Source organism: Chryseobacterium sp. FH2 (assembly GCF_001045455.1).
Taxonomy (GTDB): Bacteria; Bacteroidota; Bacteroidia; order Flavobacteriales; family Weeksellaceae; genus Chryseobacterium.
In genome coordinates, this window is sequence record NZ_LFNE01000005.1 from 58901 (window position 1) to 80532 (window position 21632).

Sequence of the window (21632 nt, forward strand, 5' to 3'; positions counted from 1 at the left end):
TATTTCGTTCAGAATGACAAAACGCAAAAAATTGTTACATTGATATATTGGTAAATTGTTACATTGTTCTCTTGTTACATTATTGAAAACGTTACACTTTTTCAATGATCATTGCATACCCCTGTCCGACACCGATACAAAGCGTACACAATGCGTATCTTTTATCTTGTTTTTGAAGTTCCATTGCAGCAGAACCAACAATTCTTGCTCCGGAAACTCCAAGTGGATGACCGATTGCGATAGCTCCTCCGTTTGGATTTATTCGTGAATCGTCATCTTCTAAACCTAAAGTTCTTGTTACTGCCAAAGCCTGAACCGCGAAAGCCTCATTCAATTCGATAATATCCATATCGCTTAATGAGAGATTCAGTCTTTTTAATAATTTTTGAGTCGCTTCAACAGGTCCGATTCCCATAATCCTTGGTTCAACACCTGCAACAGATGAACCTAAAATTTTAGCTTTTGGTTTTAAACCATATTTTTGTACAGCTTCCTCACTCGCCAAAATTAAAGCAGCTGCTCCGTCATTCATTCCTGAAGCATTTCCTGCTGTTACCGTTCCTTCTTTTCTGAAAGCAGGACGAAGTTTTCCTAAGCCTTCCATTGAAGAAGTCGGTTTGATAAATTCATCTGTATCGAAAATTTTCGGTTCGCCTTTTCTCTGTGGAATTTCAACTTTCACAATTTCCTCCGCCAATCTTCCGCTTTGCTGAGCTTTAGTTGCTTTTTGCTGTGACCAAAGGGCAAATCTATCCTGATCTTCACGACTGATATTATGCATATCTGCTAAATTTTCAGCAGTATCGCCCATTCCGTCAACACCATATAATTCCTTCATTTTTGGATTGATAAATCTCCACCCGAAAGTAGTGTCAAACATCTGGCTGTCTCTCCCAAAAGGGGCACTTGGTTTAGACATGACATAAGGTGAACGCGTCATATGCTCTACTCCACCCGCAATGTAAATTTCACCTTCTCCCGAAGCAATCGAACGGAAAGCATTTGCCACCGCCGACATTCCTGAAGCGCAAAGTCTGTTTACCGTTTCGCCACCGATTTTATACGGAAGTCCAGCCAATAAAAGTCCCATTCTAGCTACATTTCTATTATCTTCACCAGCCTGATTAGCGCATCCGAAAATAACGTCCTCGATTTCCTCAATTGGAACTTCAGGGTTTCTAGCCACAATTTCCTTGATAACAACTGCCGCTAAATCGTCTGCGCGAACTTCAGAAAGTCCTCCTGACAATTTTGAGATTGGCGTTCTTACATAATCTATAATATATACGTTGTTCATTTTTTATTAGATTTTAGATTCTCGATATCAGACAAACGCAATCTGTTATCTGATATCTCTTATCTTTTTTATAATTCAGTTACTTTTTTCCCGATTTTATACACTGTTCCGACGAATTTTGCAATCAATTCTTCGTTTTGATTGGTAATTTTAATATCGTAAACGGCGGTTTTTCTGGTGTCGTTTACCAAGATACTTTCTGCTCTGAAAATATCACCTTCTTTTCCTGCTTTGGTAAAATTGATAATACAGTTCAACGCAACAGCCGCATCTCCGGAATTATTAGACGAAAATGCCAATGCAGAATCCGCAAAAGCAAATGTAACACCCCCGTGGACGGTTTTTAATCCGTTTAACATTTCTTTTCTGATAGGCATTTCCAGTAAACAATAATTTTCTTTGATTTCGATCATTTTGATATTCATCCACTGGGAAAAATAATCCTGATCAAACATATATTCTGCAACCTGTCTTGGATTCATTTTTAATTTATGTTTGTTATTTCTTCATATAATTCATCAACCAATTTGTCATAAATACTCATGGTTTTACCAAGAATTATCTGCTCGTATGTGTAATTCTTTTCATTTGATGGATTTTGGGCTTGATAAGGAGCATTCAAATCAATTCCATTTTCATTGGCTAATCGTTTGATAAGCTCTTTATATTTTTCATTGAATGTTCCTAATAATTCAAGTCTTTCCTGATAATCATCCATCGAAGAAAGCTCCTGAATTAGATATTCTTTTTCAATGATAAGCCTTGTCTCCAATTCGGTTCTAAATCCGTCTATATCCATTATTTTCAATGTCATAATTTAACAATGATACTTTGACAAGCTCAGCATGACAGTGCGATTGCCACATTGTTAGATCGGTATATTGTTACATTTTACGCAGTAACGGGCTTTGTCTGTATCGTTCTTCCTGATATTCCTCATAAAGATTTTGAAGGGTTTCAGAAATTTTTTCGTATCCGATTTCTTTACCCCATGCCAATAAACCTTTTGGATAGTTTACCCCTTTCTGCATTGCCAATTCGAGATCCTCATCATTCGCAACACCTAATCTTTTGGCTTCAACTGCTTCATTGATCAACATTGAAATAATTCTTAAAAATATTTGTTGATAAAGCGCATCACCTTTTTCTGCAACAGGCCTTTCTACTCCTTCAGAATAATCATAAAACCCTTTTCCCGTTTTTCTGCCGTGAAGTTTTGCTTCTGACATTCTTTGCTGAAGAAGAGATGGTTTGTATTTCGGATCGTAGAAATATTCGTTGTAAACAGTTTTTGTTACTGAGAAATTCACATCAACACCAATTAAATCCATTAATTCAAAAGGTCCCATTTTGAAGTTTCCTAAAGTTTTCATGGCATCATCTACCTGTTCTACAGTTGCAATGTTTTCTTCAACAATTCTTAAACCTTCCCCGTAATATGGACGGGCTATTCTGTTAACGATAAAACCTGGAATATCTTTAGCAATAACTGGAGTTTTACCCCAATCTTTCATGAGGTCGTAAATTTTTTCCGCTAAAGATTTTTCTGTTAATAAAGAAGGAATGACCTCAACTAAAGGCATTAATGGAGCCGGATTGAAAAAGTGAATTCCAATGAAACGCTCCGGTTTTTGTAATTCTGCCCCAAGAGAGGTGATGGAAATGGATGATGTATTGGAACCAATAACACAGCTTTCTGAAACGTGTTTCTCTAATTCTGTGAAAACTTTGGTTTTGATTTCTTTGTTTTCAATGATCGCTTCGATGATTAATTCACAATCTTTAAAGTCCTTCAATTCCGTAGCAATGGAAATATTAGCTAAAATCTCAGTCATTTTTTCTGCCGAAATTTTTTGTTTATCAACCAATTTAGTTAATGTTTTTTCCAAACCTACGGTTGCCGCTTCTACTTGTTTTGCGTTAGTGTCATAGACCCAAACTTTGCATCCGTTTGTTGCGGCTACTTGTGCGATGCCAATTCCCATAGTCCCAGCACCGATAATTCCTACGTTCATAATTTAAAATTTGAAAATTTGAAAATGAGCTATTTGAAAATTATTTAAGCTTAGAACTTGAAATAATTTTAGAAAGAATTAATAAAATTTATTTTAAATCAGAGATTAATCGTTTGGAGATATTAGATGTGAGGATTTTAAATACAATAAAAGCCAATATTCCGTTTCATCCGCTTTTTTCGCAGCTATTTTTAACTTATGAATAAAATCAGCCTTACTTTCTGCGTTTTGAGCTTCTCTCACATCAGCACCAATCGAAGTGCCTGATTTAAAAATCTGATTTGCTAAAGGAAATCTATTAGCATTATATAAATCTTCTGAAAACTCAATAATGTTTAACGCAAAATCGAAAGTCTTATTTACAATAATATTTTCTTTGTCATTTCTCATTTTCAAATTCTCAAATTAGCTCATTTTCAAATTGATTACCTTCCTTTATAATTAGGTTTTCTTTTTTGTAAAAAGGCATTTACACCTTCAATGAAATCTTCTGTCTGAGCTGCTTCCTGCTGTAAATCTCCTTCTAACTCCAATTGTTCTCTCAATGTATTATTGTATGATTGGGCAAAAGCTTTTTTGGTTAATTTAATCGCTGCAGTCGGCATATTAGACATTTTTTCAAGGATTTCCATTGATTTTGAAGAAAATTCTTCTTCATTGAAAACTTCTGCAACAAGACCGTAAGACTTTGCTTCCTCACCGGATAATCTCTTCCCTGTGAAAGCCAAATAATTTGCCAGCTGTCTTCCCAATAATTTCGGCAAGAAATATGTTCCGCCCGTATCAGGAATCAATCCAATATTTGAAAATGCCTGGGCAAAATATGATGTATCAACTGCCAAAACAAAATCACAAATCAATGCCAACATTGCACCCGCCCCTACTGCAGGCCCATTTACCAATGCAACAACAGGCTTCTTGCAACGCGTAATTTCTGTCACCAAAGGATTGTAATAATCCACTACAATCTTTCTAATGATATCGTTATCATGATGCTCGTTACCTTGTACAAAAGCATCATCCAGATTTTGACCGGAACAAAAGGCTCTTCCTCTTCCGGAAATTGCCACACATCTTACTGTTTCGTCTTCACTGCACTCTTTAACAAAATCTTTTAAATCTGATAAAGATGGTTTTGTAAGTGCGTTCATAGTTTCCGGCTGATTAAGGTACGCGATTTTAAGTTTCCCGTCAAAATGCGTTTCAATATCAAGTTGTGTATACATAGTATTAATTTTTAAATTTAATAATGTACTAATTTAATAAAATGTAGCAATGTATCAGTTTAACAGTCTAACAATATTCAAAAACATTGGTAAATTGCTACATTACTAGATTGTTACATTGATTTAGTGACATTTAAAATAGTCAAAAGGTTCCAGACAATCTAAACATTGATAGGAAGCTTTGCATAATGTAGACCCGAATCGACTGATTTGTTTTGAATTCATAGAACCACAACGAGGGCATTTTTTCGGTTTCCCGATGTGGTGTTCGTCAGCTCCTTTTTCGGGAGGCGTAATTCCGTACATACGAAGTTTTTCTCTCGCTTCATCCGTTAACCAGTCTGTTGTCCAAATCGGAAACATTTTGGTTACTACTTTTGCATCCCAACCGTTTTCTTTCATGATTTTTATGATATCTTCCTCAATGGTAAACATAGCGGGACAGGCAGAATAAGTCGGCGTAATCGTTACTTCACAAGAATTTTCGCTGGTAACTTTTGCTTCTCTCACAATGCCTAATTCCACGATATTAATTACCGGAATCTCCGGGTCGGGAACTAGCTCTAATATTTCTAAAGGATTTTTCAATCTTTTTTAATCTGATTTTTAACGCTAAGTGCGCTAAGTTTTTTTGACTACTAACTGTTGTTTTTGAGTTCGCAAAGTCAAACAAAGAATAAAATTCAATGGCAGTTTTATTATTACATTATTATAAACCGCTATATTTTATATCCCCAATTTTACATATCTGTTCTCGCTGTAAATTACAAACGTTATTCTTATTCTTAAACCTAACAGGTTTTAAAAACCTGTTAGGTTTGTATCTCTACCACGTACACCCCGGATACGCTCTCTGCATATATTGCAATTCACAGAGAATATACCCAAAATATTCTGTATGATATCCCGTTCTGGATTTTGGCTGCATGAAAGGATTCGCAGGATATTCTAAACCATATTCCGCAAAATCTTTTTGTGTGATGGAAAGATATTCTTTGTACAGTTCATCAACATTCGGAGCAATATTTAAAGCAATTAAATCATCTTCTCCTTCCACTTTTGCGAATAAACCTTTTGTATATTCCCAGATATTTTCAAGAGCTTTTATCAAACGGTCTTTACTCTCTTCTGTTCCCTGAGCAAAAATTTTCATCCAGGACGCAGCGTGAGTATAGTGATATCTCACTTCTTTCAAAGATTTCTGAGCAATTGCAGAAAGTTCAGCATCCGCTGAATTTGACAATGCTTCATACATCAATTTTTGATATACAGCAAAAACATAAACTTTCAAAATTGTCTGCGCATAATCCTCATTCGGAAGTTCTACCCAATGTGCGTTTACATATTCGTGTTCGTATCTTAAAAATGCCAAATCATCTTCATTTCTACCGTCATCAACTACTCTTGAAGCATAAACATAAAAGTTGTTCGCCTGGCCAAGTTCATCCAAAGCAATGTTCGTCAATGCAATATCTTCCTCCAAATAAGGGCCTTCACCACACCATGCAGACAAACGCTGTCCCATAATGAAGCTGTCGTCTGCTAGTTTTAATAAATAATTATATAATGGGTTCATTGTTTAATCAATTTGAAGACAAATAGATGATAGACTGATAGAAAATAGATTTTAAAGTCTTTTATCTATTCGTCCATTATCTCCAAGTCTTATTACATATTTTTTACATCATTAGGAATCTCGTAGAACGTCGGGTGACGGTACAATTTGTCATCCGCAGGATCAAAGAACGCTTCTTTATCCACGCCTTCCGAAGTCACAATATATTTACTTGGAACGACCCAAACAGAAGTTCCTTCTTTTCTTCTTGTATAAACGTCTCTTGCGTTCTGCAAAGCCATTTCTGCTGTTGGCGCCTGTACTATTCCAACGTGTTTGTGAGATAATCCCGGTTTAGTCTGAATAAACACTTCCCACATATCTAAATTTGCCATATTTTAATTTGAAAATTTGAGAATTAGGTAATTTGAAAATTTACACGTGGTAAAGGAATTTTCAAATTATCTCATTAAATTATATAACTTCTTTTTGTTGTTTCTCTGCGAAAGCAACCGCTGCTTCTTTTACCCAAGAATTTTCTCTTTGAGCTTTTCGTTTTGTTTCGATACGTTTTTTATTGCAAGGTCCGTTTCCTTTTAAGATTTCCATGAATTCATCCCAAGGAAGTTCTCCGAAATCGTAATGTTGCCGTTCCTCGTTCCATTTTAAATCTTTATCCGGAATGGTTAATCCTAAGAATTCAGCCTGAGAAACCGTAACATCAATAAATCTCTGACGAAGACTGTCGTTACTTTCTCTTTTTACTCTGTAATTCATAGAGATTTTAGAGTTTGGCGAACTGTCATCATTTGGGCCAAACATCATTAAAGCCGGCCACCAGAAACGGTTTAACGAAGCCTGGGCCATTTCTTTCTGTTGTTTTGTACCACGGCAAAGCGCCATTAAAATCTCGTAGCCTTGTCTTTGGTGAAAAGATTCTTCTTTACAGATTTTCACCATCGCTCTTGAATAAGGACCGTAAGAATTTCCCATCAACATTACCTGATTCATAATCGCTGCGCCATCAACCAACCACCCGATTGCGCCAATATCGGCCCAACTTAATGTAGGATAATTGAAAATACTTGAATACTTCGCTTTTCCTGAAAGCATATCGTCGTAAGTAGCATCTCTGTCCGCTCTGATACTTCCGTCTCCTAACGTTTCCGTCGCTGAATACAAGTATAAACCGTGACCTGCTTCATCCTGAACTTTCGCCAAAAGAGCCATTTTTCTTCTTAATGAAGGAGCTCTGGAAATCCAGTTGGCTTCCGGCAACATTCCTACAATCTCAGAATGTGCATGCTGTGAAATCTGACGAACCAATAGTTTTCTGTAATCATCTGGCATTACATCTTTTGGTTCTACTTTATTTTCTTCGTGAACGTATTGTACAAATTTTTCTAAGTCCATAACTTTCAATTTAGCAATGTATCAATTTAGCAATGTACTAATAAGAGATGCTTCGACAAGCTCAGCATAACAGTGATTGTTACACTGGTAAATTGGTAGATTGTTACATTAATTTTAAACATCATAATTAAGCATCACCACATTCGTTGTCGGGTGACATTGACATGTCAGAACGTAACCTCTGGCTACTTCTTCTTCGGTAAGCGCGTAGTTTTTTTCCATGAAAACTTCTCCTTCCAACACTTCGGCTTTACACGTGCAACAAACTCCTCCTTTGCATGCAAAAGGTACAGGAAGATTGTCTTTCAATGCTTTATCTAAGATACTCTCTTTTTTAGAATTAAGATGGAATGAATATTCATCATCATCAATAATTACAGTTACCATACTTTCTATATTGGCAATTGCCTTGAATTCTTCACTCATTTCCTCCGTATTTTCTTCATCCGGAGCGGTGAAATATTCAAATAAAACCTGAATGGCAGGTACTTTTTTATCTTTCTTCAAATAATCTGCAATCCCTTTAATCATTTCTGAAGGTCCACAGATGAAATACGTAGCTTCCTTTACATTGATATCTGTATATCTTTCAAATAACTGGTCTAATTTTTCCGGAGAAATTCTTCCTTCAAAAATAGGGTCTTCATGCTGCTCACGGCTTACAAGATAAACGACCTTTAATCTTCCGTTAAAAGTTTCCACCAATTTATCGATTTCAGCCTTTTTCATCACATGGTTCATGCTTCTGTTGCTGTAGAACAGATAAGCATTCGAATTTGGTTCCTGGTAAAGGCTCTCTTTAATATTTGACAACACCGGAGAGATTCCGCTTCCTGCTGCCAAACCAATATACGTTTTTACGTTTGTCGGATGGTAAGAAGTATTAAAACCACCCATTGGAGGCATCACCTCAAGGATTTCATCCATGTGAAGATGTTCGTTGAAATAACCGGAAACCTTTCCGTTTTCTAACAATTTCACTAATACTTCCAGCGTGTTGCTTTTTTCACTTGGTGCATTGCAGATAGAATAAGAACGCCTTTCTTCATTTCCGTTAATCATCATTCGGAAATTAAGATACTGTCCCTGCTTGAATCTGAATTTATCTTTCAGTTCCTCAGGAATTTCAACGGCTACATTTACTGCATCGTTAGTATCTTTCTGAACCTTTACAGTTTTTAATTTATAAAATGAATTCATTTTGTTTTTAGTATTCTATTAATTTTTCCACCTTCGCATTTCGGTAAACTGTCCTGAGCATGGATTTTTACTTTCGTGGTGATTCCTACTCGTTTTTTTATTTCGTTTTCTATACTTTTCCCAAAATTTCCGACAAAAATAGCATAATCACCGGTATTAATTTCAATTTGTCTGGCTTTCACAAACTCATCATCAATTTCCAAATCAATATCTAATGCAACACACATCTGTTCTTTTTCAATGGGTGTTAAATAATAATTCGGAACCACCCCTTCTACATGAGAAAATGCCTCTTCAATCTGGCTTGGATACACGTTTACACCTCTTACGATCAGCATATCATCGGCTCTTCCAAGAATCGGACGCATTTTCACCATTGTTCTTTTGGCATTTTCGTCATAATAAAGACTTGTAATGTCGTTTGTCCAATAGCGCAAAAGCGGCATCGCTTTTTTAGTTAAAGTAGTAATCACCAAAACTCCTTCTTCTCCGAAAGGAACCGGCTGCTTTGTAACTGGGTCTAAAATTTCGGGATAAAAATGGTCTTCCCAAATGTAAGAACCTCCTTTTTCCTCAAAATCTTCCATTGAAACTCCGGGCCCGATAATTTCACTTAATCCGTAAATATTAGTTGCATGAACGCCTAATCTTTCTTCAATATGATGTCTGATAATTTCCGTCCAAGGTTCGGAACCTAAAACAGCATATTTTAAGCTGATTTCATCTGCGGAAATTCCACGGTTCGCAAATTCATCTGCTATCGTTAAAGCATAAGAAGGCGAACAACAGATAACTTCCGGTTTAAAATCCATGATTAAATCTACCTGTCTCGACGTCATTCCTCCCGAAATCGGAAGAACACTCATTCCTAATTTTTCCGCTCCATAATGAAGTCCAAGCCCGCCAGTGAAAATTCCATAACCGTAAGCATTGTGCAATTGCATCCCCGGTTTTGCTCCTGCTGCATTCAAAGATCTTGCTACCACTTCGCTGAATAAATCAACGTCTTCTTTTGTATATCCTACTACCGTTGGTTTTCCCGTAGTTCCGCTTGAACAGTGAATTCTTTGCAATTCATTTTTCGGAACGGTAAATAACCCGAACGGATAATTATTTCTTAAATCCTGTTTATAAGTAATCGGCAGTTTCGTAATGTCTTCAATTGTCCTTATTTCCTGAGGCGATATTTGTAATTCATCAAATTTCCCTTTATAAAAATCCGACTTCTCCCCAAGATATCCCACCAATTTAGCCAATCGCTCAGATTGAAGCTGTCTCAATTGGTCGAGCTTTAAATATTCAACTGAAAAATCCATACACTTAACTAACTAACATTTGTTAGGTGTAAATTTAAAAAGATTTTGCAACGTAGCAAAATTTTTATGACTTTCGTCATATTTTGAACGATTCTAAATAATGTTGAAGTGAAACATCTCTCTAAAATTAGGTATAATAGATTTCTCCTCTGGCGGAATGACAAAGCTAAACTTTATGAAAATTTTTCAGGAATTATTTCTGCTGATTTCCTAGTAATCCAAAAAGAATCTTATCTCTTATTTCATCAGTAATTTCTGTAGTAGACTCAATGTTTCTTTTGAACCAGAAATAAGAGTTATTTAACGTATGAAGAATAAATCTTGTGGTAAAAGCAGATGATCTCAATTCCCAATTTTCAGCTTTGTAGATTTCTGAAATTAATTCTTCCACTTCCTGTTGATAATTTTTTCTTAATTCCACAAATTCGGATAACCGTTCTTCTAAATGCCGCCATTCGTTCGAATAAATATGAGTAACATCACGGTTTTTAAGAACTACGGATAAATGTTTATCAATGAATAAGTTTAATTTATCTTTCGGATTGATGTCTGTATTTTTTACCTCTTGGAGCTCAGCAAAGAATTCATGGGCAATTCCGAAGCAAATCCATTCTAAAATTTCTTCTTTCGAACGAATGTGCGCATACAAAGAAGCCGCTTTAATATTGAGCTTAGTTGCCAAATCTCTCACAGAGCTGCCCATATACCCTTTCTCTTTGAAAAGTTCTACGGCAACGTCTAGTATTTTCCTTTGTTTATCTTTAAGTTCCATCAATGGAAGCAAAAGTAATTATTTTGATTTAATCTATACTTCTTTCAACCACAAAAGACATAAAAGTTTTTTAAACTTTATTAAAACTGACGACTTTTCCATCATCTAAATAAAATTTTTAATTATCGGAAATTTTGTCAAGTTAATTTTACGTTAAAAATACAATATTCGGAAATTTTGTCTATATTTTTTGTAAATTTAATAACAGAACGATTTTTGTGATAAGGTAATCGAATTAAATGATAAATAATTGATAGCATTAAGAAGCTAAGCCTGAAAATTTAGTTTCTTGATGTTTTTAAAAAAAATTAAACTAAACTTAATCATTAAAAAAATATAAAATATGAACTTAAATCAATATACCGTAAAATCACAGGAAGCCATACAGGCAGCACAGCAAGTGGCCATGGAATTTGGTAACCAGCAAATAGAACCTCAGCATTTACTTGAAGGAATCTTTCAGGTAGATGAAAATATTTCACCTTTCTTGCTCAAAAAATCTGAAGCGGATGCCAATCTTGTAAGAGAGCGTAACCGTGAAAATCTTGAAAAACTTCCGAAAGTACAAGGCGGAAACATTTATCTTTCACAATCTGCCAACAAAGTTTTATTGGATGCGCCCAACATCGCTAAAAAAATGGGCGATGAATTCGTGACCATCGAGCATTTATGGCTTTCGCTTTTAGAAACCAATTCGGAAGTTTCAAAAATGCTGAAAGATATGGGCGTTACGAAAAACCTTTTGGAAGGCGGAATCAAAGAATTAAGAAAAGGTTCGAAAGCTACTTCTGCAAGCTCAGAAGAGACTTATCAATCCTTAAATAAATATGCGAAAAACTTCAACGAATTAGCAGCCGAGGGAAAATTGGACCCTGTCATCGGTCGTGATGAAGAAATCAGAAGGGTTTTACAGATTCTTTCAAGAAGAAGTAAAAACAATCCGATTCTGATTGGAGAACCCGGCGTTGGTAAAACGGCCATTGCTGAAGGAATTGCCCACAGAATTATCAGCGGTGATATTCCTGAAAATTTGCAGGATAAAACTTTGTACTCTTTGGATATGGGTGCTTTGATTGCCGGCGCAAAATACAAAGGTGAATTTGAAGAGCGTTTGAAATCTGTTGTGAATGAAGTCATCAAATCTGACGGACAAATCATTCTTTTCATCGACGAAATCCACACATTAGTCGGAGCCGGAGGTGGTGAAGGCGCGATGGATGCCGCCAACATTCTGAAACCGGCCTTGGCAAGAGGCGAATTAAGAGCAATCGGTGCGACTACTTTGAATGAATATCAAAAATATTTTGAAAAAGATAAAGCATTAGAAAGACGTTTCCAGAAAGTGATGGTGGAAGAACCGGATACGGAATCTGCAATATCAATCCTTCGTGGAATCAAGGATAAATATGAAGCACACCACAAAGTAAGAATCAAAGACGAAGCAATTATTGCTGCGGTGGAGATGTCTCAACGCTATATTTCAGACCGATTTTTACCGGACAAAGCGATTGATTTGATTGACGAAGCTTCGGCTAAGCTGAGAATGGAAATCAATTCAAAACCGGAAGAACTGGATGTTCTCGACAGAAAACTGATGCAGATGGAAATTGAATTGGCGGCTATTTCAAGAGAAGGCAATCAGACGAAAATCGACCATTTGAAAGAAGATATTGCGAAAATTTCTGAACAAAGAAATGAAATCAATGCGAAATGGCTCAAAGAAAAACAAAAATCTGAGGATTTAACGAACATCAAAAAAGATATTGAATCTCTGAAACTGGAAGCTGAAAGAGCTTCGAGAGCAGGAGATTATGCAAAAGTTGCGGAAATCCAGTACGGAAAAATAAAAGAGAAGGAAGATGCCTTGCAAAAGCTTGAGCTGGAGATGCAAAATCATCAGAATGAATTGATTAAAGAAGAAGTAACTTCCGAAAACATCTCCGAAGTGATTGCAAAATGGACAGGAATTCCTGTAACCAAGCTTCTTCAATCTGAAAGGGAAAAACTGTTACACCTTGAAACCGAGCTTCATCACAGAGTTGTCGGGCAAGACGAAGCGATTCAGGCAGTTGCCGATGCCATCAGAAGAAACAGAGCGGGATTGAGCGACGAGAAAAAACCAATTGGTTCTTTCTTATTCTTAGGTACAACCGGTGTGGGTAAAACTGAGCTTGCAAAAGCGTTGGCAGAGTTTTTATTCGATGATGAGAACAATATGACAAGAATTGATATGAGTGAATATCAGGAAAGACACAGCGTGTCCAGGCTTGTTGGTGCACCTCCGGGATATGTTGGATATGATGAAGGCGGCCAGTTGACGGAAGCGGTGAGAAGAAGACCTTATTCAGTTGTCCTTTTAGATGAAATTGAAAAAGCGCACCCGGATGTTTTCAACACGTTGTTACAGGTTCTTGATGATGGACGTTTGACGGATAACAAAGGCAGGGTCGTGAATTTCAAAAACTCGATTATCATTATGACTTCGAATTTAGGTTCACACTTAATTCAGGAGAATTTTGAAAATATTACAGAGGAAAATCAGGATGAGATTGTGGACAAAACAAAAGATGAGGTTTTCGATTTATTGAAACAGACCTTGCGTCCGGAATTTTTAAATAGAATTGATGAGGTGGTATTATTCCAGCCTTTGAGAAAAAAAGAAATCGGAAAAATCGTAACCTATCAATTGAGAGGATTTAATGATATGCTGGCAAAACGCAACATCATTATGACCGCAACCCAAGATGCTGTAGACTACCTGATGAATAAAGGATATGACCCTGTTTTCGGAGCCAGACCATTGAAAAGAGTCATTCAACAGGAAGTTTTAAATAAATTATCAAGAGAGATTCTTGCAGGAACTGTGAATGACGGCGACAGAATTACCTTGGATTATTTCGAGGAAACAGGTTTGGTGTTCAGACCTGCTGAAAAATAAGTAGTTTTTTTCATATATATTATTTTTGTAATAAGTGCTGTAGATTTTTGTCTGCGGCACTTATTTTTTTATTGGATACGGAATTTAAAACTTAATCAGGCTCATTATTGGAAATAAATTTGCAACAGGCTACATCCTTGACAAAGCCAAAATAATAACAATAATTTAGGTGAATATGATAAGAAAGACATCATATCTAAGTAAAACACAAAATTATTTTATTAATCATTCAATTTCCTAATAATTTTAATTAAAATTTACAATCCGTAAAAACCCCATAAATATTCAGGAAAAAACCGTGTCGTAAGAACATATTTTTTACCGAAATTTGCAGTACTAACTAACATTCTACTATAAAAAAGCTAACATTATGAAAACAGAACCTATCTTAAATGGTGACAATATTGCAATAATGTCCGAACCTAGTGTTTTGCCCATTGATTTTGTTCAAAATTTAATTGACAATTATCGCAGCAATCAGCTACAGGCAATCAATAAAGAAATGCAGACTACAGATGCACATTCTATTTGGTTTAGTCTAGAAAAATTAAAAAAACTCATCAATGACATTGAAACTGAAACTCAAAAAGTGGATTCAAGTATTGGTGTGAAAGAATTAGGAATAAGATTCTACTACGCGGCCTATCCTAAAATAGAAGATTGGACAAGAATGGAAGGATATTCTATTCCTGATACATACGCCGGAAAGCATACTTTAGTAATGATTCCGACTTTGAACAGACAGGATGAGCAAGGAAATTATTTTAATTTTGATTTTAACCCGTTAGATCAAAATTCATATACAGAAGCAGTTGCAGGAAAAGGAAAAGGAAAAGGAAAAATAATTGCAATGGCAGCAAAAGTAGCTCAACAGCAGACTATTGCAGATAATCACGGAACGCTTTCTCCACCAGCCGATCCCAAAGCTGAGCTATTTTAAAAATTAATAAAAGAATTATATTTACATACGAACAAACACAATGAGTGAATTTCAGAAAGTACTACAAGAATCTCTGATCTGGGTCGAAGGACTAGCGGCTTTTATTTCTATATTATATTTTAACCGTGCAAAAGATCGGTATTGGAAATACTTCTCTTTTTATCTCATCTTAATGTTTGTATGCGAAGTAATTGGAAAATGGGGAGAAAAATTTATAGAATATAGTAAACCCGCATTTTTCAATTATTTTGTAATACCTATTGAATTTTTATTTTTTTACTGGCTCTATGCTGCAAAGTCCTTAAAAAAACCAAAACTATTTTATGTTATATCGTTACTGTATTTACTTACATTTATTCCAAGCGATTACTTTTTTGGAACAAGAAAAATAATCTTTTCATTTAACTATACATTCGGATGTTTGATGCTGATGGTTTTAGTAATAATGGAATATTATAGACAGGTTAATTCTTCAGAAATTTTAAATTTTAGTAAGAATAAAATGTTTTATATAAACCTAGGGGTTACTCTTTTTTATATTGGCACTTTACCATTCTGGACATTTTTTAGTTTACTAAATGAATATAAAGAACTTTGGAATATTTACTTTAATTATTTCCTGATTTCCGGAATCATCATGTATTTATTATTTTCAATTTCATTTATATGGGGAAAACAGAGCTCTTAATAACGATTATCCTGTTCAACATATTTTTTGTGTTGTTTGTGGCTGCCGTGATGGTTTACATCCGAAAGTACAAGCAGCGCAAAAAGGAATATTTAAATGAAATTGAAGTAAAAAACGAAATTCATAAACGGGAAATTCTTGCTACTCAACTGGAAATCCAACAGGCGACAATGCAGCAAATCGGTAGAGAACTGCATGATAATATCGGGCAAAAACTAACTCTAGTAAGCCTTTATACACAGCAGCTTTTGTACGAGAATAAAGTTCCTGAGGTAAGTGAAAGAATAGAACAGGTTTCTCAAATCATCAATCAATCACTTCAGGATTTAAGAAGCCTTTCAAAAACTTTGACGGATGATAATATTAATCAAAAGGAAATCGTAACTTTAATACAGGAAGAAGTTGACAATACCAACAGCTTTAAAAAGTGTAAAGTAAGTTTTGAGCATAATTTTAAACAATTAGATTTAGGATTTGTACACAAAAATGTACTCCTCAGAATCACCCAGGAATTTATTCAGAACAGTATAAAACATGCCAAATGCAAAAATATTTTCATTAATCTGAATACTTCTGAAGAATCACTTTGGGAACTTAATATCAAGGATGACGGTGTAGGATTTGATAAATCGAATACAAAATCAAACGGAATAGGACTCACCAATATGAAAAACAGAGCCGAAATCATCGGAGCCAGTTTCAGCCTTGAAAGTCAGGAAAATATAGGAACTACACTCAATATTATTTTAAAAAGACAGCCATGAAAAAGAGTATAGTAATTGTTGATGATCATGTACTTATTGCAAAAGCTTTAGAAGGAATTATTGATAATTTTAAAGATTTTGAAGTTATCTACGTTGCTGAAAACGGTAAAGATTTGATTCATAAATTAGAAAATAACAACAAAATTCCCGACATTATTTTGCTTGATATCAGTATGCCGATTATGGATGGTTTTGAAACTGTTCTTTGGCTCAAGGAAAATCATCCGGACGTCAAAGTAATGGCATTAAGCATGCAGGGAGACGACAAAAGCGTCATTAAAATGATAAAAAACGGGGCAAAAGGCTATATGCTCAAAAACACTCATCCGAAAGATTTAGAAAATGCTCTTATTAAACTCAATTCAGAAGGATTTTTCTATCCTGAATGGGCATCAAGAATCATTTTTTCAAACCTCAATAATGAAAACAGTTCTGAAAATACAGTGAAAATTTCTATTCGCGAAAAAGAGTTTTTAAAATATACGGTGACAGAACTTAGTTACAAGGAAATTGCCGATAAAATGTGCTGCAGCCCAAGAACTGTCGAAAGCTACCGAGATCAGCTTTGCGAAAAACTAGATTTAAAAACACGTGTCGGGCTTGCTGTTTTTGCCATTAAAAACGGTTTTGCGGAATCATAAAAATATATTTTTCAGTCATAAAAAAATCCTTTTCGCTCTGAAAAGGATTTTTATTTTTAGTTGAATCTCATAAATTTTTGGAATTATCTTCCGGTGTATAATCCATGAAAAGGCCTCCGTCTAATTGTACAGATTTCATTTTCTTTTTAATAGGAATCGTTAAATCTGTCTGTTTCTGATCTTTCTCCCAAACTGATGGTGAAAAATGAAGCCTTTCCACAGTTCCGTCTTCATATTTTAAAATAGTATCAAACGGAATAACAAAACCTCCAACATTATCTACATTTATCGTAAGAAGATCATTTAGCTGTGAAACATTTTCCACTTTTAGATCAATATAATTGTTTGTGTAAAACCAATTGTTGAAAAACCAGTTCAAATTTTTCCCGGAACCCGTGTTCATAGAATTAAAATAATCCCACGGGATTGGATGTTTGCCGTTCCAGTTATTCATATAATGATGCAATGCTTTCTTAAATAAATCGTCGCCTAAATAATCTTTCAAAGCCAGATAAGACAAAGATGCTTTCACATAAGAATTGTTTCCATAGCCGGCCCCGCTCACCTGTGTACTCATTGAAATAATGGGTTGATCCTGTTCTGCAGAAGGATCATTGATCCATTTTTTCACTCTGAAATCCTGGTAAAATTCTTTTGCAGCGGATTCTCCGTTTTCTTCAATTCCAATAAGATATTCCAACGTTGTAGCCCAGCCTTCATCCATAAATGCATATCGCGTTTCATTGATCCCCATATAAAAAGGGAAATAAGTATGGGCAATCTCATGATCAGCAGTCAGTCTTGCATCCTGAAAATCATCGGGAATACTCGTGTCATTAATCATCATGGGATATTCCATATCTGCATATCCCTGAATGGCCGTCATCACGTTATACGGATATTCTACACCCGGCCAGTTTTTTGAAAACCAGTCAAGATTATAACGCATCCACTCAACATAATGTTCAAAATCTTTTGCTCCTGCTTTGTATCCTGCCTGAACACTTGCCCTTTTCGTTTTCAGCTGAACACTTGATGCATCCCAAACATAATGATTGCTTAATGCAAAACAAAAATCTGTGATATGATTCGCTTTAAATTTCCAGACATTCCATTTATTTTGCTTAGTTACTTTACCTGATTTCATATCAGTTTCCGAGGCTATATGGATGATTTTATCACTTTTTAAAGACGATTTATACCTGTTTAAAAATTCCGGCTGAAGTACAGCCTCCGGGTTCAGAAAATCTCCCGTTGCCCAAACTACAAAGTTTTTCGAAGCCGTAATAGCGAAAGAATAATCATTAAAATCATTATAAAATTCCTGCCTGTCAGAATGCGGGAGCATATCCCAGCCATTATAATCATCATACACAGAAATTCTCGGAAACGAATAAGCCACATAAAAAGTTTCGGGATCGATTTGCCCTTCTCTTCCACTTTGCACCGATAAAGGATATTCCCATTCTATCTTGACCTCAGCTTTTGTTTTCGATTTTAAAACAGAATTTAATTGTACCTTTTCCACAGTCCCCCAATCGTCACTATTGACAATATATTTTTCACCATTTACGGTCAATGATTTAATATGTAAACCTGATGACAAAAAATCTTTTGATACAAAGCCTGATCTTGGAGATTGAGGCTTATGAAGGTTATTCACAAATCGAATCGCCAATTCATCCAAATCATTCGGGCTATTATTACTGTAAACAATCGTTTCTTTTCCTGAAACAATTTTAGTACTGGCATCTACTTTTACCTCAACGTTGTAGATTCCTTTATTCTGCCAATAATTTTTCCCCGGTGCACCTGAAATATCTCGAGTTCCATTCTCATATGCCTTCTTAATATTTCTCGGCATATACAGTTCCTGCGCGGAAAATTGCCAAGAAGCGATTAAGAATAAACCAACAATAAATCTTTTCATTAAAATCTTTTTTAAGATAAATAACGAAGCTAGTAAAAAAGTAACAAAAAACGGCAATAAAAATTATTGCCGTTTTATTTAATTATGTTTTACAATAAGTATTTTCATAATTACTGAATTTAAAATCCGTAACTATGGTATGACAATCCATTTAGTTCCTGTACCCAGAATTTTGAAAGAGCCACTTTTTGAGGTTATGGCAATCCCGTTTTCTGTCAAAGCCGTTCCTGAAAAATTAACTGAGCCGCCTGCAATATCATTAGCTATTGTATAGATTTTCCCGGCAACGGATGCAGGAAGTGTAATCACAATTCCCGAAGCAGTGTATACTACCGTCTGATCCTCAGTAAGCAGAGTATAGGCAGCGTTTACATTTTTATAATTATAAGTGGTCATATCTCTCCAGTCCAGTTTTGCTTCATTATTGGGGCCGGCTGCAATATTTCTGGAAACCATTACCATCCCGTTTTGCCTTACAGAGTTGGTTGGGAAATAGTAGGTTTCATGATCTGAACCGGTTTTACTGAAGGAAAATCTGATACCTGCATAATCTGCTTCATTTCCATCCATTCCCAAAGAATGATTTACAAATAAGTAAGAATTTCCTGCTTCTGTCTCATTTAATCTGATTGTCTGCAAAGTGATTCCTGTTCCTGAAGCAGTAATAACGCCTTGTCCATGTTGACTTAATGCATTTAAATTAATCTGCGAATTAAAATCATCTACTAAGTGAAATACATCCACACCATAATTAGTTGTATTATTATAAATTCCCTGCTCGAAGTGGGACTTTCCCTGTGCTATAAAACTGGTATACTCTCCTGAAAAGGGGCTGTCTTCGGTTCCGTCTGAAACCATCAGCAGGTTTCCCACCAGATTTGCACCCCAAATTGCAGCATCAGAATTCGTATCAATGACATTGATAGTGCTTCCAGCCTTTTTTATTGTCCTGAAATCCCCGTTTACATCCAGAGTTCTTTTTGGATCTGTCATATTAATCCCTACATTTCCGGTAGTCTGAGCAGAAATTACTCCGGAGTAAAACACCATTAATAGTATTTTTTTCATAATTTAATGTTTAAGATATTTGTGTTTAATTTTCACTTTACAAAAGTATTTTGAAGAGCCTCAAAAGAAAAGCAATAGTCTTTTGGATTTATGAATTCCAAAAGACTAATATTTTAAACAAATGAATATCAGTAAATTAAATTACAAAAAAGCACTAGGATATTATTTTTCGAATTAAAGAATTTAAAATATTGTATGAAAAATAATGGGTAGCATCTAAGATTAAATTAAACCAAAAACAAAATATAACATCAGTTTATAATCAAGAGTAACAAAAATATTGACGGTATTACTAAAAGAATATTATGACTTTCGTGCGCTAAAATTCATAAAATTAGAAGGAGAAACTCCTGTAATTTCTTTAAATTTTGTAGAAAATGCACTATGGGAAACAAATCCTGCATCTTCAGCTAAAAAGCTTATTTTATATTTTTGATAATCGGAGTTTTCATTTATTTTTTTGATGATATAGCCGATTCTCAGGTCACTGATATAATTATTAAAATTTTTACCGTAATGCTGGTTAATAATCCTGGAAAGGTAGTTGGTATTTGTATTCAAATCAGAGGCTAAAACAGATAATGACAGCTCTTTATTTCTAAATCCTTCATTGTTCTCAAATTTTTTCAGATTTTGTAAAATTTCTCTTTCAATTTCTGAATTTATAGCAGGTTTGCCAACCGAAAAATGATTAGCAGCAGCTTCCGTTCCTGAAACAGGTTCTTTTGTTTTCTGTTCTCCGACGAATTTCAGGTACTTCTTTTTCTGTTTTCTTACATCCAGAAAATAAAATGTGGTAGACAATACAAACATCAAAAGAATAACAGCTAATATTTTGTACAATATAGTAAGATCTCTGTCTTTGCCGGCAATAATTGCGGTCTTATCCTTACGGATTTTATTTACAGCCAGCTCCAGTGCTTTCCCTTTATCTCTTTCCGTTTTTATAGCATACAGTTGTGAGCTGTCTGCAAATTTTCTGGCATTTCCTGTGTCATTCATCTGAACATACGTTTCAGACATTTTCTTAAACACATTAGCTTTTACATATTCAGGAATATTTTTCAACAATAGACATTTCTGATAATAATCTATTGCTTTTCCATATTCTTTTTGAACTATACATACATCCGCCAAACCCAGATACTGATAATACAAATTAATTTTTTCAGGACTTTTTAAACTTTGCGACAACCCTTTTGTATAATAATAATTGGCACTATCGGGTTCATTTATTTTCAGATAATTATTACCTAGCCCCAGGTAAGTATAGCTCACCACCTTATAATAAAAGCTCTGGTTCGTTATTTTTTTGCTTAATAAAAGATTTTTGTGGAAGATTTTAATAGATTCATCATTATTATCTTTGAAATAATAAATATTCCCCAAGAGTGCATTAATGGTAGTCTTTAATTCAAGATTTTCTCCGGAATCTTTCAATCCTTCGGAGTCTTTTAAGGCTTTCATTAAATAGTCCTCAGCCTCTGTATACAAATTGAGCCAGACATAAGCTTCGGCAAGGCTGCAGGAAATTTTTGTTCTGCAAAATGTATCTCCCGATTTTATGGCAAAATCATATGCTTTCTCAAAACACATTTGCTGTTGCTTTACATTTCCCTTTACCATAAAGGCATACCCCATAGAACGGTAGATGTATGCCCTGTTTTTATCTGAAACATTTTTATTTAAAAGCTCGCCACTTATCTTCAGTACCTTATCGGGTTCTGCGAATTTTATCCTGTCTAAAACTTCAACAAGGCTATCCACCCCTTTCCTGTTTTGTGAATAACAGTTTGAATAACCCAAGAGAAATAAAAAAATAAGGCTGTTTATAAATACGGCAAATTTCAAATCATGTGTTTTTGCAAA

At 35.1% G+C, this 21632-nt stretch carries 20 protein-coding genes; 4 read left to right on the top strand and 16 right to left on the bottom strand.

Translation table 11 applies throughout. The features are described from left to right. Nucleotides 1-91 precede the first annotated feature (91 nt). From pcaF to ACM39_RS09350, 13 genes are all read right to left on the bottom strand, one after another. A complete protein-coding gene (gene pcaF / locus ACM39_RS09290) occupies nucleotides 92-1297 on the bottom strand; it encodes a 3-oxoadipyl-CoA thiolase (protein WP_048510773.1) in 1206 nt (401 codons plus the stop codon). 68 nt (nucleotides 1298-1365) lie between these two features. Further along, on the bottom strand, nucleotides 1366-1779 hold the full coding sequence (locus tag ACM39_RS09295) for a PaaI family thioesterase (protein ID WP_048510774.1): 414 nt from the start codon (nucleotides 1777-1779) through the stop codon (nucleotides 1366-1368). Between the two features lie 2 nt (nucleotides 1780-1781). Beyond that, on the bottom strand, nucleotides 1782-2111 hold the full coding sequence (locus tag ACM39_RS09300) for a hypothetical protein (protein WP_048510775.1): 330 nt from the start codon (nucleotides 2109-2111) through the stop codon (nucleotides 1782-1784). Between the two features lie 70 nt (nucleotides 2112-2181). Continuing rightward, nucleotides 2182-3312, bottom strand: a complete 1131-nt coding sequence (locus tag ACM39_RS09305) for a 3-hydroxyacyl-CoA dehydrogenase NAD-binding domain-containing protein (RefSeq protein WP_048510776.1) — start codon at nucleotides 3310-3312, stop codon at nucleotides 2182-2184. A gap of 105 nt (nucleotides 3313-3417) precedes the next feature. Then, a complete protein-coding gene (locus tag ACM39_RS09310) occupies nucleotides 3418-3702 on the bottom strand; it encodes a four helix bundle protein (protein WP_316932889.1) in 285 nt (94 codons plus the stop codon). Between the two features lie 35 nt (nucleotides 3703-3737). Beyond that, nucleotides 3738-4538: an enoyl-CoA hydratase/isomerase family protein gene (locus tag ACM39_RS09315; protein WP_048510777.1), complete on the bottom strand. Its 801-nt coding sequence runs from the start codon at nucleotides 4536-4538 to the stop codon at nucleotides 3738-3740. 123 nt (nucleotides 4539-4661) lie between these two features. Beyond that, on the bottom strand, nucleotides 4662-5126 hold the full coding sequence (gene paaD / locus ACM39_RS09320) for a 1,2-phenylacetyl-CoA epoxidase subunit PaaD (RefSeq protein ID WP_048510778.1): 465 nt from the start codon (nucleotides 5124-5126) through the stop codon (nucleotides 4662-4664). Between the two features lie 238 nt (nucleotides 5127-5364). Then, nucleotides 5365-6114 (bottom strand): 1,2-phenylacetyl-CoA epoxidase subunit PaaC, encoded by a 750-nt coding sequence (paaC, locus tag ACM39_RS09325; protein ID WP_048510779.1) that lies wholly within the window; start codon nucleotides 6112-6114, stop codon nucleotides 5365-5367. A 92-nt stretch (nucleotides 6115-6206) separates the two neighbouring features. After that, nucleotides 6207-6488 (bottom strand): 1,2-phenylacetyl-CoA epoxidase subunit PaaB, encoded by a 282-nt coding sequence (paaB, locus tag ACM39_RS09330; RefSeq protein WP_002981782.1) that lies wholly within the window; start codon nucleotides 6486-6488, stop codon nucleotides 6207-6209. A gap of 79 nt (nucleotides 6489-6567) precedes the next feature. After that, a complete protein-coding gene (gene paaA, locus ACM39_RS09335) occupies nucleotides 6568-7506 on the bottom strand; it encodes a 1,2-phenylacetyl-CoA epoxidase subunit PaaA (RefSeq protein ID WP_048510780.1) in 939 nt (312 codons plus the stop codon). 114 nt (nucleotides 7507-7620) lie between these two features. Next, complete coding sequence (locus tag ACM39_RS09340; RefSeq protein ID WP_048510781.1) at nucleotides 7621-8706, bottom strand: 2Fe-2S iron-sulfur cluster-binding protein; 1086 nt, start codon at nucleotides 8704-8706, stop codon at nucleotides 7621-7623. Further along, the gene (locus tag ACM39_RS09345; protein WP_048510782.1) at nucleotides 8703-10022 is read right to left on the bottom strand and encodes a phenylacetate--CoA ligase family protein; all 1320 of its coding nucleotides are present in this window, start codon (nucleotides 10020-10022) and stop codon (nucleotides 8703-8705) included. Before ACM39_RS09345 ends, ACM39_RS09340 begins: the two co-directional genes overlap by 4 nt. A gap of 193 nt (nucleotides 10023-10215) precedes the next feature. Continuing rightward, nucleotides 10216-10806, bottom strand: a complete 591-nt coding sequence (locus ACM39_RS09350) for a TetR/AcrR family transcriptional regulator (RefSeq protein ID WP_228377091.1) — start codon at nucleotides 10804-10806, stop codon at nucleotides 10216-10218. Nucleotides 10807-11137: 331 nt separating this feature from the next. On the opposite strand from ACM39_RS09350, the gene clpB reads away from it, so the two are divergent. From clpB to ACM39_RS09375, 4 genes are all read left to right on the top strand, one after another. Further along, nucleotides 11138-13732 (top strand): ATP-dependent chaperone ClpB, encoded by a 2595-nt coding sequence (gene clpB, locus ACM39_RS09355; RefSeq protein ID WP_048510784.1) that lies wholly within the window; start codon nucleotides 11138-11140, stop codon nucleotides 13730-13732. Between the two features lie 370 nt (nucleotides 13733-14102). Next, complete coding sequence (locus tag ACM39_RS09360) at nucleotides 14103-14672, top strand: hypothetical protein (protein ID WP_048510785.1); 570 nt, start codon at nucleotides 14103-14105, stop codon at nucleotides 14670-14672. 666 nt (nucleotides 14673-15338) lie between these two features. After that, nucleotides 15339-16124, top strand: a complete 786-nt coding sequence (locus ACM39_RS09370) for a sensor histidine kinase (protein ID WP_048510787.1) — start codon at nucleotides 15339-15341, stop codon at nucleotides 16122-16124. Next, nucleotides 16121-16765 carry a response regulator transcription factor gene (locus tag ACM39_RS09375; protein WP_048510788.1) on the top strand — a complete coding sequence of 215 codons (645 nt, stop codon included), beginning with the start codon at nucleotides 16121-16123 and terminating at the stop codon, nucleotides 16763-16765. The genes ACM39_RS09370 and ACM39_RS09375 overlap by 4 nt, the downstream gene beginning before the upstream one ends. A 67-nt stretch (nucleotides 16766-16832) precedes the next feature. On the opposite strand, the gene ACM39_RS09380 is transcribed toward ACM39_RS09375, so the two are convergent. The 3 genes from ACM39_RS09380 to ACM39_RS09390 form a co-directional block, all read right to left on the bottom strand. Beyond that, a complete protein-coding gene (locus ACM39_RS09380; RefSeq protein WP_048510789.1) occupies nucleotides 16833-18695 on the bottom strand; it encodes a M1 family metallopeptidase in 1863 nt (620 codons plus the stop codon). A 132-nt stretch (nucleotides 18696-18827) separates the two neighbouring features. Next, the gene (locus ACM39_RS09385; protein WP_131701435.1) at nucleotides 18828-19763 is read right to left on the bottom strand and encodes a hypothetical protein; all 936 of its coding nucleotides are present in this window, start codon (nucleotides 19761-19763) and stop codon (nucleotides 18828-18830) included. A 303-nt stretch (nucleotides 19764-20066) separates the two neighbouring features. Continuing rightward, nucleotides 20067-21530 carry an AraC family transcriptional regulator gene (locus ACM39_RS09390; RefSeq protein ID WP_131701436.1) on the bottom strand — a complete coding sequence of 488 codons (1464 nt, stop codon included), beginning with the start codon at nucleotides 21528-21530 and terminating at the stop codon, nucleotides 20067-20069. Between the last annotated feature and the right edge of the window lie 102 nt (nucleotides 21531-21632).